Consider the following 13559-nt stretch of genomic DNA (forward strand, 5'->3'; position numbering starts at 1 on the left):
ATACGTGCCGTCTGACAGATACGCGTGGCATCCAGCATGGTCGACTTGCGACAAGGTCATTTCAGCACGCGATAGGTCAGCGTTACGACACCGCTCTCGAACCGGCGTGTGTCCGTGAGCTCCAACCTGACCAGCGATGGGTCGACATCGTGGAAGGTGCGTTTTCCATAACCCACACGCGTCGGCACGATCGACAGCTGGTATTCGTCGACGAGCTTGCTGGCGAGCAGGGTCTGGTCGAGATTGCTCACCCCGTATTTCAGTATGTCGCCGCCGCCTTGCGCCTTGATCGCGGCGAGACCCTCCGCAACGTCGCCTTCGATCAGCGAAGCGTTCCAGCCGACCTCTGTCAGGGTCCGCGACGCGACCAGCTTCTTCAGCCCGTTCATGCGGTCCATATACTTGCCCTGGATCTGCGGCCACCGGCTGGAAAACAGCTCGTAGGTCACGCGGCCGAGCAGGAAATACTCTGCTTCGCCGGCCTTTTCATAGGAATGTTCGAGCGCATCTGCGACAAAGAACGGCGATGCCCAGTTCATGGGCGCCTCGATAACGCCGTCGAGTGAAACGAAGCTGCCGACGATTAATTTTCTCACCACAAATTCTCCTGCAGCGTGGACGACGTCCCAAGGACGTTCGAGATGCGCTCCGGGATACGTGGTACGAGGAATTTTTTCGGGCCGTGGCTGGCTTGCCGAGACCTTGGGTCCTTCGATATGGCTTGGCGCAGTATCGGCCGGAGCGAAAAGCGCGATGAAGACGAGCCTCGAAATCACCGCCGAGCCCTTGCCGCAGGACCTCGCTTTCCTGAGCGGGAGCCTCACCGCCTTCAACGATGCCGATGTCGGCGCGTCGGGCCGCAAGCCGCTGGCGGTCTTCGCGCGCGATGAACACGGCGCCATCGTCGCCGGCATTTCGGGTTATACCGCCTGGGGTTGGCTCTACGTGCAATGGCTGTGGGTCGATGAACGGCTGCGCGGCCGCCGCATGGCCGCCGGCATGCTCGACGCCGCCGAACGGGAAGCCATCGCGCGCGGCTGCCACGGCGCCTGGATCGACACTTTCAATCCCACCGCTGAGAAGGTTTATCAGCGCCAGGGCTACCAGCCATTCGGCACGCTGCCCGATTTCCCGGTCGGCCGCAGCCGCATCTTCCTGCAGAAGAAATTGTCGCCCTGATCAGCCAGCCAGCTTTCCGCCGCGCATCGGCTCGGGCGCGCCGGTGGTGCTCGGAAAGCTGATCGGCAGGCCGCGCAGCACGCGCACGGCGAGGAAAGCAAAACACTCCGCTTCGACCGCGTCGCCCTTCCACCCGAGCGTTTCGGCCTGCACCACTTCGACGCCGGCGCGGCTTTCGAGCATCGCCATCATCGTCGGGTTGTGGCGGCCGCCGCCGCTGACCGCGAGCCGCTTCGGCCGGCGCGGCAACAGGTCGAGCGCCTTGCCGACGGCCGACACGGTGAAGGCCGTCAGCGTCGCCGCGCCGTCCTCGGCATTCAGCCCTTCGGCCATCGCCGCGGTGAAGTCGAAGCGGTCGAGCGATTTGGGATAGGGTTTGGTGAGATAGGGATGCTTGAGCAGCCGGGCGAGCCGTTCCTCGTCGACCTTGCCGGCGGCAGCCAGCCTGCCGTCGCGGTCCATCTCGCCGAGGCCCTTCAACTTGATGAAGTCGTTGACCGGCGCGTTGGCCGGCCCGGTGTCGAAGGCGACGATATCGCCCTTGCCGTCCCACCAGGTGATGTTGCCGACGCCGCCGAGATTGAGCACGGCGGTGTCGCCGCTGACGTCCGCCTGCTTGAGCAGCGCCGCGTGATAGGCGGCGGCCAGAGGCGCGCCTTGCCCGCCGGCCGCGACATCGGCCGAGCGGAAATCATAGGCGACCTTGGTACCGAGCAGCGAAGCCATGAGCTCGCCGTCGCCGAGCTGGCGCGTACGGCCGATCCGTCCCGGCTGCGGCGCGCGGTGCAGCACGGTCTGGCCGTGGAAGCCGACGACGCCGATATCGGCCATGCTCATGCCCTGGCTCTCGACCAGATCCCTGACCGCCGCAGACTGCGCGCGCGTCAGCGCCTCCTCGGCTTCGCGAAAAATCGCCGGTTCCGGCCCCTCGAAATTCCACGCGCGCGCCTGGCGCAGTGTCTCTTCGAGCAGGGCGCGGATCGACTGCGGGTAGGGGGCCAGCGTGTAGGTGCCGGTGTCGGCGATGCGCTCGCCGTCCGTCTTGATCAGCGCCACGTCGATATTGCCGTCGAGCACCGTGCCGGTCATCAGGCCGACGGCCCAGATTGGTTCCATGGTCGTTCCTCGAATCGCCATTCATCCACGTGTCGGACGGATCGGTCCGGCAGGCAAGTCTTCCGCCGCGCCCCTGCGGGCGCCTTTTGCGCCAAATGGTGAAAATCGAGCAACCACGTTCTTGCCTCTCGCCGCCAAAGGCGCGAGCCTGCGGGTCCGACATCGATCCCAAAGGAGGAAACGGCATGGCAGCCAATGTTGCAGTGATCGCGGGCGCCGGGTCCGGGCTAAGCGCCTCGCTGGCACGGCTCCTCTCCAAGGAAGGCTTGCGCGTCGTCCTTGCTGCCCGCAACGTCGACAAGCTGGCCGCGCTGGTCAAGGAAACCGGTGCGCAAGCCATGGAAACCGACGTGTCTGACGCGGCCTCCGTCGAGCGGTTGTTCGAGGCGGCCGACAAGGCGGGTCCGCTCGAAATTGCCGTCTTCAACGCCAGCGGTCGCACGCGCGGCCCGATCGCCGAGCTCGATCCCGAGGCGGTCAAGCAAGCCCTGCTCGTCGGCGCCTATGGCGGTTTCCTGGTTGGTCAGCAAGCAGCGCGCCGGCTTCTTGCGCGCGGCTCCGGCTCGATCCTGTTCACCGGCGCCAGCGCAAGCCTCAAGGGCTTTTCCGGTTCCGCCGGTTTCGCCATGCCGAAATTCGGTCTGCGCGGCTTGGCGCAATCGATGGCGCGCGAGCTCGGCCCGAAGAACATCCACGTCGCGCATTTCATCATCGATGGCCAGATCGAGCCGGCCGGACAGGCGCCTGAGCCTGACCGGCCGGATCGCCGCCTGTCGCCCGACGCGATCGCCGAGACTTATCTGGCTACCCATCGCCAGCATCGCAGCGCCTGGAGCTTCGAGGTCGATCTCAGGCCTTGGGTCGAGACGTTCTGACGATCAATTGCCCGAGGCTCGCAGTAACACGCCTCTTCGCGGGCTCCTGTTATTTTAGGAGTTCTGCATATTCATAATGCCATTTTAGTGATCTACTATATAAAAAGGTGAGGTGTAAAAGATACCTTTACTTAACTTCGGTGTGCATACTGCGGATTGGTCAGATTTGTTGTCCGGCTCTCCTGCACGAATTGAGAACGCGCATGCCGCTTACACGTCGCACGCTGTTTGCAGCCGGAGGCGGAGGGCTGCTGATCGCGCAGGCGCAAGCCGCGGCCGCGCAAGGACAACAGACCGAGAACCCAGCCAAGCCTATCGTGAGCGACAACAAGCTGCGCATCGCCATGCCGGCTTTCGCTTCCGATCCCTTCTTTCCGGCCGACGGCTCGGGGGACAAGGGCGTCGATATGGACCTGGCGCGCGGCATAGCCGCGGAGCTTGGCGTCGAGCCTGTGTTCGACCGGTCCGCCGTGACTTTCGACGCCATGGTGCAAAAGCTGACCTTCGGTGAGGCGGACCTGGCGATCGGCAAGTTGAGCCGTACCCTTCAGCGCGGTCGCTCGATCCTCTATTCCCGGCCCTACGCCATGCTGCACCAGGGGCTGCTCGCCAACCGCGTGAACCTGGCGCGGATCGCGCAAGGCAAGCCGCCCGAACAGATCATCCGCGATTTCTCCGGCGACCTCGGCGTTATCGAAGGCTCGTCCTTCGCCACTTATGCGGCGGCGACTTTCCCGCACGCGCGGATCCGCCGCTTCGCGGGCTGGAATACCGTTGTCGATGCGATCCGCAACGGCGCGATCGACCTGGCTTATCGCGACGATTTCGAGATCAAGAAGCTGATGGTCGACGATCCCTCGATGACGGTGGTCGCGCGCTCGATCACGCTGACGGACAAGGTCGACACGATCGCGGTCGGCGTCAGTCCGGACAACCCGCATCTCGCGGCCTTCGTCGATCTCTATCTCGACCTGGCAAAGGGCCAGCAGGTCCTCAGCACCGACGAGATCATCGCGCGCTATCGCCAGGGGAGCAAAGCCTGACAATGGCTGTCTCGGACGTAGCCGCACCCCTGCCTTTAGACTGGCGCCTGGCGGCAAAGCGCATCCTGCGCTCGCCGTTGACGACGATGATCATGATCCTGGCCGGGATCCTGTGCGGCCTCTATTACCCGGCCTTCGCCCACGCGATCAGTCCTGTCGCGCAGACCTACCTGAATTTCCTCAAGATGGTCGTCCTGCCCTATCTGGTCTCGTCCGTCATCTTCTCCATCACCGCGATGGTCCAGGACCCGAAATCGGTCCGCTACCTCGGCAAGGTGGGCATCGCCGTGCTAGTCGTGTCGTTCCTCGCTGTGCTGGTGAGCGGGACGTATTCGCTGATCCTCAAGCCCGGCCAGATCGAGAACCCGCAGTCGCGCATCGAGCTCGGCGAGTTCATCAATTCGCAAGGCAGCGTGTCCACCGATCTCGCATTCCCATTCCAGCCGCCGCCGCCGACCGGGGATCCGAACGGCGGGCATTCGATCTTCATGGATCTGGTGCCGAACAACGTCTTCAACGCGCTGGCCTCGGGCCAGACCATCCAGGTCCTGTTGTTCTGCCTGCTTTTCGGATTGGCGATGGGCAAGATCCCGCAGCCCTCGTCGCTCAGCCTGTCGCAGGCGCTCAACGCGGTGTACCGGGCCTGCACGGTCCTCACCAACTGGTTCGTCTGGGGATTGCCCTTCGCGACCTTCATCCTGATCGCCGACCAGACCGCGTCGACGGGCACCAAGCCGCTGATGCTGATGGGCGGCTATCTGCTGGTGATGGGTCTTTCCTGCCTCACATTTCTCGCTGGCGCCTTTGCGATTATCTCGATCAGGTCGCGGCGAAGCTACTGGGCCACGATCAAGACCTGCCAGCCGCTCCTGATGGTGGCCATCACCACCCGTTCCTCGGTCGCCTCGCTTCCCTGGGTCATCAACTTGTTGAGCGAGCGCCTGCGCTTCAACCTGGTGGTCGTCGAACTGCTCGTGCCGCTGCAGGCCGCACTGCTGCGAACGGGTCCGGCGCTGGTCTACACTTCGGGCGCCCTGTTCATCGCCCAGCTCTACGGCCATCAGCTGGCGATCCCGGACCTCTTGCTCGTGGGCATCGTCTCGGCGCTTCTGGCGCTGACGACCGGCGGCATGGGCAGCCTGCTCATCCTGTCGCAGATGTCCATCGTCTGCGGCTACCTGAAGCTCCCCTTCGAGGCGGCGTTTGCCCTTTTCGTCGCGGTGGATGCGGCCGTGGATACGTTCATGACGCTATCCAGCGTCTGCACCGTGGCGGCGAGCACGGCAATGATCGCGCCCAGTCACAGGGAGACGGCGCAGTCCGATGAAATCGTCGCGGGCGAGCTCGAAGCCGAGCCCGTTCGATGATCGACGACAGCATCCGTCCCCAGCTCGGCATCATCGGCGGTCTTGGGCCGCTGGCATCGGCCGACTTCTACTTCAAGCTGACCCGGATGACCGACGCGCTCCGCGACAACGAGCATGTGCCTGTGGTCATCCTCAGCGTGCCGCAATTGCCCGACAGGACCGAGGCGATCCTAGCCGGCCATGACGGGCCGCTGGCGCCGCTGACGGCTGCGGTCTCGACGCTCAACGCGCTCGGCGTCGCCTGCATCGCCATGCCCTGCAACACCGCCCATCATTGGTACGATAAGCTGGCGGCGAACTCGCAGGCCGAGATCATCCACATCGGCGACGCGGTGGTGGCAGAAATCCGCCGTGGCCTGGAGCGCGGCAGGGTCGCGAATCTCGCAACCCGGGGCACGCTGGCCTCCGGCTTCTACCAGGACAGGATTTCGGCGGCGGGTTTCGACCTCTGCCTTCCGCAGGACACGGAATTTCAAGAGCGGGTCGACAACGCAATTGCGTTCGTCAAGGCCGGCTCGATCGGAGAAGCCGCGGCCGAGACCGAGCAGGCGCTTCACCTCGCGCAACTGGCTGGCGCCGATGCAGCGCTTCTTGGCTGCACCGAACTGTCGGTGGTGGCGGCCAGCCTCGGCGACACGAACGGATTGATCGTCATCGACAGCAATGCGGCCCTGGCGCGGGCAAGCCTGACGCGATTGGGCTTCAGCGTTCAGGAAGCCCGGGGCCTGCCGACGGTGCCTCGCTTGCGGGGGAATGGCCGGTCGACCTGGCGCGCCGCGCAGCGGGCCTCCTAGGCGTTTACCGCTTCGACCTGCGCCGGGTCAAAATCGGCTTGCCAACAACCGGTGTTCTCCAAGTCACAAAATCTTTGAGAGAATATTTTCCGCACTCCCTTCGAGAGGAAAAGCGCTTCTTTGCCCAATGAGGCAGCATCGATGATCCTGAGATCAAGGCTTCGCATCCCGCCGGGCCGAAATGATTTCAGGATCGCAAGGAACGCATCATGGCCGAACGCGGCAACGCTTCAAATTCTCTCGTCACGTCAATCACCCGGCGCGCCGGACTTGCCGCGCTTTTCGCCACGACACTGGCCGTTGTCGGCTCCGCCGGACCGTCGCCATCCTTCGCCAAGGACAAGAAGGCGATCAAGGTCGGGATCATCAGCGGCGAGGATGAGGATGTCTGGCGCGTCGTCACCGCCGAGGCGGCCAAGAAAGGGCTGACGATCGAGACCGTCGTCTTCAACGACTACACCCAGCCCAACGAGGCATTGGAACGCGGCGAGATCGACGCCAACGCCTTCCAGCACAAGCCCTATCTGGACAATCAGATCAAGACGCAAGGCTACCACATCGTACCGGTCGGCTATACCGGCGTCTGGCCGATCGGGCTCTATTCGAAGAAGCACACCAAGGTCGCCGATCTGCCTGAAGGTGCCGTCATCGGCCTGCCCAACGATCCCTCCAACGAAGGCCGCGCGCTGCACGTCCTGGAGCATGAGGGGCTGATCAAGCTCAAGGAGGGCACTGGCATCCTGGCGACGACCGCCGACATTGCCGACAACCCCAAGAAGCTCGAGATCAAGGAGCTCGACGCCGGCATCGTCGGCCGCTCTGTCGACGATCTCGACGCCGCGGTCGTCAACACCGACTGGGCGCTGAAGAGCGGCCTCGGCCCTGAAAACCGCATCGCGCAGGAGCCGGTGGCCGACAATCCGTACCGCAACTTCATCGCGGTGAAGGCCGGAACCGAGAACGAGCCCTGGGTGAAGACGCTGGTCGCCTCCTACCAGAACGAGGCGGTCAAGGCCGAGTTCGACAAGGTCTACAAGGGCACCGGGATCAGCGCCTATTGACCGAGGCCTAGTTGTCGGGAACAGGCGGTCCGCTTTTGAGCGGGCCGCCATCGTATTTTCGCACTGAAACGGAAATAGAGATGAACCAGCATGTCACGGCCGGACTCGCCGATACGGTCCACGTCCAGCCGGTCGGGCAGGAAGACGTTGTCCGCCTCGTCGGCCTGAAGCGTCGCTTCGGCGCGACAGCCGCCCTCGACGGCGTTTCGCTCACGGTGCGCAAGGGCGAGATCCTCGGCATTATCGGCCGCAGCGGCGCCGGCAAGTCAACGCTGATCCGCTGCCTGAACGGCCTGGAACGACCCGATTCCGGCGAGGTCTTCATCGAAGGCCGCGAGATCGCCCGTCTGGGCGAGCGCGAGCTGCAGCCGCTGCGCCGCCGTATCGGCATGGTCTTCCAGCACTTCAACCTTCTGTCGGCGAAGACCGTCGAGGACAATGTCGCGCTGCCGCTCAAGATCGAAGGGCGGCCGCGCGCCGAGCGCATGGCGCGTGCGGCCGAGCTTCTGCAACTCGTCGGCTTGTCTGAGAAGGCCAGCGCCTACCCCGCATCGCTCTCGGGCGGCCAGAAACAGCGCGTCGGCATCGCCAGGGCTTTGGCCGCGCGACCGGCGCTGCTTTTATCCGACGAAGCGACCTCGGCCCTCGATCCGGAGACGACGCGCTCGATCCTCGCTCTGCTGAAAGACATCAATGCGAGACTCGGGCTCACCATCCTGCTGATCACGCATGAGATGGAGGTGATCCGTTCGATTGCCGATCGCATCGCGGTGATCGATGCCGGCCGGATCGTCGAGGAGGGCGCCGTGTGGCAGGTCTTTGCCGATCCGAAATCCGAGATCACACGCAGCCTGCTCGGCGGCATCCGGCCGCAATTGCCGCCGGAGATCGCTGCTCGGCTCGTCGCGGGCGAAGGCGTGGAAACGATCCTCAGGATCGACGTCGCCGGCGAGGCGGCGCGTCGCCCGTTGTTGTCTGAGCTGAGCGCCGGCGTGCCCGGACCGTTCCGCCTTGTGCACGGCGGCATCGACCACGTGCAGCGCCAGCCTGTCGGCACGCTGTTCCTGTCCATTCCCGGAGCCGATGCCGCGCATCTGGCGGCGGTTGTCGCATTCCTGAAAGACCGCGGCGCGCGGGTGGAGGTGCTTGGCCATGTCGCCGGTCCTGTTTGAACTCCTCATCCGCTCGATCTGGGAAACGGTGCTGATGACCGGAGCGTCCGGTCTCATCTCGCTGGTCTTCGGCCTGCCGCTCGGCCTCGCGCTGGTCGCCACCGACCGCGGCGGTATTGCCGAGAGCCTTTGGGTCAACCGCATTCTCGGCGCCATCATCAACGGCTTCCGCTCGGTGCCTTTCATCATCCTTCTGGTGGCGCTGATCCCGGTGACGCGGCTGATCGTCGGCACCTCGATCGGTACCTGGGCAGCGATCGTACCGCTGTCGATCGCGGCGACGCCCTACTATGCCCGCATTGCCGAAGTGTCGCTGCGCGAGGTCGATCACGGGCTGATCGAGGCGGCGCGCGCCATGGGCGGCAATCGCTGGACGATCATTCGCGAGGTGCTGGTGCCGGAAGCGCTGGCGGGCATCGTCGCCGGCTTCACGGTGACGCTGGTGACGCTCGTCGGCGCTTCGGCCATGGCTGGCGCCATCGGCGCCGGCGGTCTCGGCGATCTCGCCATTCGCTACGGCTATCAGCGCTTCGAGACCAGCGTGATGGTCGCCGTGGTTGTCGTGCTTATCGTGCTGGTCTGCGGCATCCAGTGGATCGGCGACCGGCTGGTCGCGCGGCTGGACCGTCGCGGATAGGGGCGGGCACCGGACGCGAACGCAATTTGCCGCAAATGCCGGGAATTGAGCGCCGGCTTGCGCCGTTTGCAATGAGATTGGTCGGTGTGTTTCTTCACCGGCAATGGCGCCCATGTCATCGTGCGGGCGGGGAGCTAAAACAAAAAGTTACCGCCGAGAGGAGCCTGTCCATGCCCAGAATAATTCCGGTGCTCGATCTCGATCGCTTGGAGCAGGGTCCGTCGGAACTTCGAACTTTCCTGTTCGACCTGCGCACAGCAGCCCGCGACGTCGGCTTCTTCTATCTGAGCGGTCACGGCATCACCCAGCCGGAAATCGATGCCGTGCTCGGCGCGGCGCGCCGCTTCTTCGCCTTGCCGGAACCCGACAAGCTCGGCATCGAAATGGTGAAGTCGCCGCAGTTTCGAGGCTATACGCGCGCCGGCGGCGAGCTGACCAGGGGCAAGGCCGACTGGCGTGAGCAGCTCGACATCGGCGTCGAGCGCGCGACCATTGCGCAAGGGCCGGGCGTTCCCGCCTGGACGCGGCTGCAGGGCCCGAACCAGTGGCCCACAGCACTTCCCGAGCTCAAGCCCGCGCTGCTTGCCTGGCAGGCCAAGGCGACTGACGTGGCGATCCGGCTGCTCAAGGCTTTCGCGCTGTCGCTCGACCAGCCGGAGGACGCTTTCGATCCGATCTATCGCGGCGAGCCGAACCATCGCATGAAGATCGTGCGCTATCCCGGCCGCGACGCCACCGGCGACGACCAGGGCGTCGGCGCGCACAAGGATGGCGGTTTTCTGACCCTCCTGCTGCAGGACGAGAACAAGGGCCTGCAGGTCGAATATGACGGCAGTTGGGTCGATGTCGACCCGATCCCGCGAACGCTCGTGGTCAACATCGGCGAGCTGCTCGAACTCGCCTCGAACGGCTATCTCAGGGCTACCGTGCACCGCGTCGTCACGCCGCCCGCCGGCGTCGAACGGATTTCGGTTCCGTTCTTCTTCAGCGCACGTCTCGACGCGACGATCCCGCTGCTCGACCTGCCGGAGGAACTCGCTGCCGAAGCGCGCGGCCCGGCCAGCGACCCTGACAATCCGCTCTTCCGCAATGTCGGAACCAATGTGCTGAAAAGCAGGCTGAGGTCGCATCCCGACGTGGCCCGGCGGCATTATGCCGACCTTCTGGAAAAAGCATCGGCCGCCGGCTGACGATTCGTCGTGATTGAGTGAGAATTTTTCGCGACTTCGATCTTTTTTGGAATTTCGTTCGTGGAAAATCCTCCGTTCAGACCCCAAATACACGTCATCGCTCGGTGTTTTCCTCCCATTGCGCCGGGCGATGTTCCCCTCTGAAGGTTATGACCTTCATGCTTGGCCGGGCCGCTTTCGCGCCCGGCCTTTTTCTTTTCAGATGCCGAGAAATGCGCCGATCAGGCGAAGGCGATGCGGATCCCACCAAACGGGCCGAAATCCGAGACGATCCGGTCGCCATGCCGGCATTCGACCGGCCGGATGAAGGAGCCCGACAGCACGACCTGTCCGGCCTCGATCTGCATGCCGTATTGATGCAGCCGGCTGGCGAGCCAGACGATGCCTTTCGCCGGATGATCGAGCACGCCGGCACCGAGCCCGGTCTCCTCGACTTCGCCGTTGCGCGACACGATGGCGCCGATCCAGCGCAGATCCGCCTCGCGCGGACCAGCCTTGCGGCCACCGACGACGATGCCGGCATTGGCGGCATTGTCCGAGATCGTGTCGAAGAAGGTGCGGATCTTGCCGGTCTCCTTGTTCATCCGCTCGATACGGGTGTCGAGGATTTCAAGCGCCGGCGTGATGTGGTCGGTGGCGGCGAGCACGTCGTCGATCGAAATGTCCGGGCCGGCTAAAGGCGCCTTCATGACGAAGGCGATCTCGGCCTCGATGCGCGGCTGGATGAAACGATCGGCCGGCACGATGCCGCCGTCTTCGAAGAACATGTCGTCGAACAGGATGCCGGAATCCGGGATGTCGATGCTGAGCGCCGACTGCATCGCTTTCGAGGTCAGGCCGATCTTCCAGCCCTTGATCGTCAGTCCCGATGCGGCCTTGCGCTTCACCAGCGCCGCCTGCACGCGGTAGGCGTCGTCCATCGTCGCTTGCGGAAAGTCGAAGCTGAGCAGCCTGATCTGGCGGCGGTCGCGCTCGGCTTCGAACAGCCGCTGCGCGGCGTCCTCGACTTCCATCTCCGTCATCATTGGCCGGCTCCTTCGTCGACCACGCCGTTTCGGAGCAGGCCGATGCCGTCGGCCTCGACCTCGATCACATCGCCCGGCTTCAGCCAGATCGGCGGGTCGAATCGGGCGCCTGCGCCCGTCGGCGTGCCGGTGACGATGACGTCGCCCGGCACCAGCGTGGTGAAGGTCGAGATGTAGTTGATGATCTTGCGGAAGGAAAAGATCATGCGGCCGGTGCGATCGTGCTGGCGGACCTCGCCATTGACGCGCGTGGTCAGCGAAATATCGGCGATCTGCGCCTCGTCGGTGAACGGCACCAGCCACGGCCCGATGGAGCCTGTGCGGTCGAAATTCTTGCCCTGCGTGACGTTGAACTTGGCGTGGCGCACCCAGTCGCGGATCGTGCCTTCGTTGCACAGCGACAGCGCCGCGATATGGCCAAGCGCATCGGCCTCGGCGATGCGTCGCCCGCTCTTGCCGATGACGATGACGACCTCGCCCTCATAGTCGAGCTGGGTCGATTCCGGCGGCCGCACCAGCGGCGCGCCATGGCCGACAAAGGAGCGTGGGAAGCGGATGAACAGCGACGGGTTCGAAGGCGCCGCCTGCCCGTCCTTGTACTCCTCGTTGCGATCCGGATAGTTGACGCCAACGCAGATGATCTTTTCCGGCGAGGGGATCGGTATTTCGTAGGCGATGTCCTCAATCCGGAAATCGGCCGCGAGGCCGTCGGCCTCCTCGGCTAGTTTCACCAGCGCGCCGGCCTCGATCGCCTCGCGCAGCGTCGGCCATTCCACGTGCCGCGCCGACAAATCGACGACGCCCTTGTCGGTGATCGCGCCGTAGCGCGTCTTGCCGCCGACGGTGAAGGTGGCGAGGCGTCCCGCGCTCATGCTGATGCTCCACGGTGGGTTCTATCGGCCAACCGGAAGCGTCGAGTTCTACGGCGCCCCCCTCTGTCCTGCCGGACATCTCCCCCTCTAGGGGGGAGATTGGCAGAATTCGCGGCCGGCGCTTTTCTTGCGGTGTTGAAAATTGGCGAAGTCGAAGATGACATCCAATCTCCCCCCTTGAGGGGGAGATGTCCGGCAGGACAGAGGGGGGCGCGGCAGAACGCGAACATCTCCCAATAGCCCATCAAGGCGCCACGATCGGCGAGGCCGCGAGATCGGACTTGCGCGGTTCCACACCCGCAAACACGCTGCCTTCCTCGAACCAGCTTCGCGGCGCCGGCGCGCCCCACAATGTCTGGCGCTGCGGGTCCTTGAGATCCCACTTGATCGGCTCGAGATCCGGATCGACCGTCTGGTAGTCCGAGCAGTAGATCTCGATGCGATGGTTGTCGGGGTCGCGGATGTAGAGGAAGAAGGCGTTGGAGATGCCATGCCGCCCCGGGCCGCGCTCGATGTTGCCGACATAGCCGGTGGTCGCCATCAGGTCGAGCAGGTCGATGATGTTGAGCGGGGTCGGCACCCAGAAGGCGACATGGTGCAGTCGCGGGCCGAGGCCGTTGGTGAAGGCGATGTCGTGCACGCCGCCCTTGCGGTGCGTCCAGGCCGCCCACAGCTTACCGGTCTCGGCGTCCTGCGTGTATTCGGTCACGCGGAAGCCGAGCTCGTTGTAGAAGGACACCGATTCATCGACATTCGGCGAGAAGCAGTTGAAGTGGTCGATGCGCAGCGGCTTCACGCCCTTATAGAGCGCGTATTTCTGGTGGATCGGCGGCAGCCGCTCCATCTTCGAATAGAATTCGAGCGGGATGCCATGCGGATCGCGGGTGCGGAAGGTGCGTGACTGATAAGGCCGCTCGACCCATTCCACCGGCAGGCCTTTTCCCTTGAAGAAGTGCTCGGCCTTGTCGAGATCCTCGTCGGAAAAAACCTTGAAGCCGAGCTCGCGCGCTTCTGGTGTCGCCGCCTTGCGCAGCACGATGCAGTGGTGGCCGCGTTCCTCCATGGCGCGCAGATAGATCGCGCCGCTGGTCTCGTCGGTCACCTGCAGGCCGAGCGTGTCGACATAGAAGGCACGTGACTTGGCAAGGTCGGTGACGGCGAGCTCGACATGGGAGAGCCGCACGATGTTGAAGGCGGGGTAGAGGTTGGGTTGGGGCAGGGCCATGGT

The 13559-nt window shown here is 64.4% G+C and carries 14 protein-coding genes; 9 read left to right on the forward strand and 5 right to left on the reverse strand.

What is annotated here, in order from left to right:
- Nucleotides 1–56 precede the first annotated feature (56 nt).
- A complete protein-coding gene (locus AC0YKC_RS00295; protein WP_488509073.1) occupies nt 57–596 on the reverse strand; it encodes a dihydrofolate reductase family protein in 540 nt (179 codons plus the stop codon).
- A 157-nt stretch (nt 597–753) separates the two neighbouring features.
- Here AC0YKC_RS00295 and AC0YKC_RS00300 point away from each other — a divergent pair, with 157 nt between their 5' ends.
- The gene (locus AC0YKC_RS00300; protein ID WP_488509075.1) at nt 754–1179 is read left to right on the forward strand and encodes a GNAT family N-acetyltransferase; all 426 of its coding nucleotides are present in this window, start codon (nt 754–756) and stop codon (nt 1177–1179) included.
- Here AC0YKC_RS00300 and AC0YKC_RS00305 read toward each other — a convergent pair whose 3' ends face one another.
- Complete coding sequence (locus AC0YKC_RS00305; protein WP_488509077.1) at nt 1180–2295, reverse strand: anhydro-N-acetylmuramic acid kinase; 1116 nt, start codon at nt 2293–2295, stop codon at nt 1180–1182. It lies immediately after the preceding gene.
- Nucleotides 2296–2480: 185 nt separating this feature from the next.
- Here AC0YKC_RS00305 and AC0YKC_RS00310 point away from each other — a divergent pair, with 185 nt between their 5' ends.
- From AC0YKC_RS00310 to AC0YKC_RS00345, 8 genes are all read left to right on the forward strand, one after another.
- The gene (locus AC0YKC_RS00310) at nt 2481–3170 is read left to right on the forward strand and encodes an SDR family NAD(P)-dependent oxidoreductase (protein WP_488509079.1); all 690 of its coding nucleotides are present in this window, start codon (nt 2481–2483) and stop codon (nt 3168–3170) included.
- Nucleotides 3171–3373: 203 nt separating this feature from the next.
- Nucleotides 3374–4213, forward strand: coding sequence for a substrate-binding periplasmic protein (locus AC0YKC_RS00315; protein ID WP_488509080.1), 840 nt, complete (start codon nt 3374–3376; stop codon nt 4211–4213).
- A gap of 2 nt (nt 4214–4215) precedes the next feature.
- Nucleotides 4216–5580 carry a dicarboxylate/amino acid:cation symporter gene (locus tag AC0YKC_RS00320; protein WP_488509082.1) on the forward strand — a complete coding sequence of 455 codons (1365 nt, stop codon included), beginning with the start codon at nt 4216–4218 and terminating at the stop codon, nt 5578–5580.
- Nucleotides 5577–6374, forward strand: a complete 798-nt coding sequence (gene cuyB / locus AC0YKC_RS00325) for a cysteate racemase (RefSeq protein WP_488509084.1) — start codon at nt 5577–5579, stop codon at nt 6372–6374. The genes AC0YKC_RS00320 and cuyB overlap by 4 nt, the downstream gene beginning before the upstream one ends.
- Nucleotides 6375–6583: 209 nt before the next feature.
- A complete protein-coding gene (locus AC0YKC_RS00330; protein WP_488509086.1) occupies nt 6584–7435 on the forward strand; it encodes a MetQ/NlpA family ABC transporter substrate-binding protein in 852 nt (283 codons plus the stop codon).
- Between the two features lie 80 nt (nt 7436–7515).
- Complete coding sequence (locus AC0YKC_RS00335; RefSeq protein WP_488509088.1) at nt 7516–8607, forward strand: methionine ABC transporter ATP-binding protein; 1092 nt, start codon at nt 7516–7518, stop codon at nt 8605–8607.
- The gene (locus tag AC0YKC_RS00340; protein WP_434721542.1) at nt 8588–9244 is read left to right on the forward strand and encodes a methionine ABC transporter permease; all 657 of its coding nucleotides are present in this window, start codon (nt 8588–8590) and stop codon (nt 9242–9244) included. Before AC0YKC_RS00335 ends, AC0YKC_RS00340 begins: the two co-directional genes overlap by 20 nt.
- Before the next feature lie 170 nt (nt 9245–9414).
- A complete protein-coding gene (locus AC0YKC_RS00345; protein ID WP_320294560.1) occupies nt 9415–10434 on the forward strand; it encodes an isopenicillin N synthase family dioxygenase in 1020 nt (339 codons plus the stop codon).
- A 221-nt stretch (nt 10435–10655) separates the two neighbouring features.
- Here AC0YKC_RS00345 and hpaH read toward each other — a convergent pair whose 3' ends face one another.
- The 3 genes from hpaH to hpaD all read right to left on the reverse strand — a co-directional run bounded on the left by hpaH (nt 10656) and on the right by hpaD (nt 13556).
- The gene (hpaH, locus tag AC0YKC_RS00350; protein ID WP_488509091.1) at nt 10656–11459 is read right to left on the reverse strand and encodes a 2-oxo-hept-4-ene-1,7-dioate hydratase; all 804 of its coding nucleotides are present in this window, start codon (nt 11457–11459) and stop codon (nt 10656–10658) included.
- On the reverse strand, nt 11456–12331 hold the full coding sequence (locus AC0YKC_RS00355; RefSeq protein ID WP_488509093.1) for a fumarylacetoacetate hydrolase family protein: 876 nt from the start codon (nt 12329–12331) through the stop codon (nt 11456–11458). The genes hpaH and AC0YKC_RS00355 overlap by 4 nt, the downstream gene beginning before the upstream one ends.
- A 244-nt stretch (nt 12332–12575) precedes the next feature.
- Nucleotides 12576–13556: a 3,4-dihydroxyphenylacetate 2,3-dioxygenase gene (hpaD, locus tag AC0YKC_RS00360; RefSeq protein WP_434721545.1), complete on the reverse strand. Its 981-nt coding sequence runs from the start codon at nt 13554–13556 to the stop codon at nt 12576–12578.
- Nucleotides 13557–13559: the final 3 nt, after the last annotated feature.

It is taken from the genome of Mesorhizobium sp. CNPSo 4661 (assembly GCF_057784215.1).

Excerpts from the sequence above, each read along its gene's own strand:
- AC0YKC_RS00305 (WP_488509077.1), bottom strand. The coding sequence starts at position 2,295 with ATGGAACCAATCTGGGCCGTCGGCCTGATGACCGGCACGGTGCTCGAC.
- AC0YKC_RS00315 (WP_488509080.1), top strand. The coding sequence starts at position 3,374 with ATGCCGCTTACACGTCGCACGCTGTTTGCAGCCGGAGGCGGAGGGCTG.
- AC0YKC_RS00345 (WP_320294560.1), top strand. The coding sequence starts at position 9,415 with ATGCCCAGAATAATTCCGGTGCTCGATCTCGATCGCTTGGAGCAGGGT.
- AC0YKC_RS00340 (WP_434721542.1), top strand. The coding sequence starts at position 8,588 with ATGTCGCCGGTCCTGTTTGAACTCCTCATCCGCTCGATCTGGGAAACG.
- AC0YKC_RS00355 (WP_488509093.1), bottom strand. The coding sequence starts at position 12,331 with ATGAGCGCGGGACGCCTCGCCACCTTCACCGTCGGCGGCAAGACGCGC.
- AC0YKC_RS00300 (WP_488509075.1), top strand. The coding sequence starts at position 754 with ATGAAGACGAGCCTCGAAATCACCGCCGAGCCCTTGCCGCAGGACCTC.
- hpaH (WP_488509091.1), bottom strand. The coding sequence starts at position 11,459 with ATGATGACGGAGATGGAAGTCGAGGACGCCGCGCAGCGGCTGTTCGAA.
- AC0YKC_RS00335 (WP_488509088.1), top strand. The coding sequence starts at position 7,516 with ATGAACCAGCATGTCACGGCCGGACTCGCCGATACGGTCCACGTCCAG.
- AC0YKC_RS00320 (WP_488509082.1), top strand. The coding sequence starts at position 4,216 with ATGGCTGTCTCGGACGTAGCCGCACCCCTGCCTTTAGACTGGCGCCTG.
- hpaD (WP_434721545.1), bottom strand. The coding sequence starts at position 13,556 with ATGGCCCTGCCCCAACCCAACCTCTACCCCGCCTTCAACATCGTGCGG.
- cuyB (WP_488509084.1), top strand. The coding sequence starts at position 5,577 with ATGATCGACGACAGCATCCGTCCCCAGCTCGGCATCATCGGCGGTCTT.
- AC0YKC_RS00330 (WP_488509086.1), top strand. The coding sequence starts at position 6,584 with ATGGCCGAACGCGGCAACGCTTCAAATTCTCTCGTCACGTCAATCACC.
- AC0YKC_RS00310 (WP_488509079.1), top strand. The coding sequence starts at position 2,481 with ATGGCAGCCAATGTTGCAGTGATCGCGGGCGCCGGGTCCGGGCTAAGC.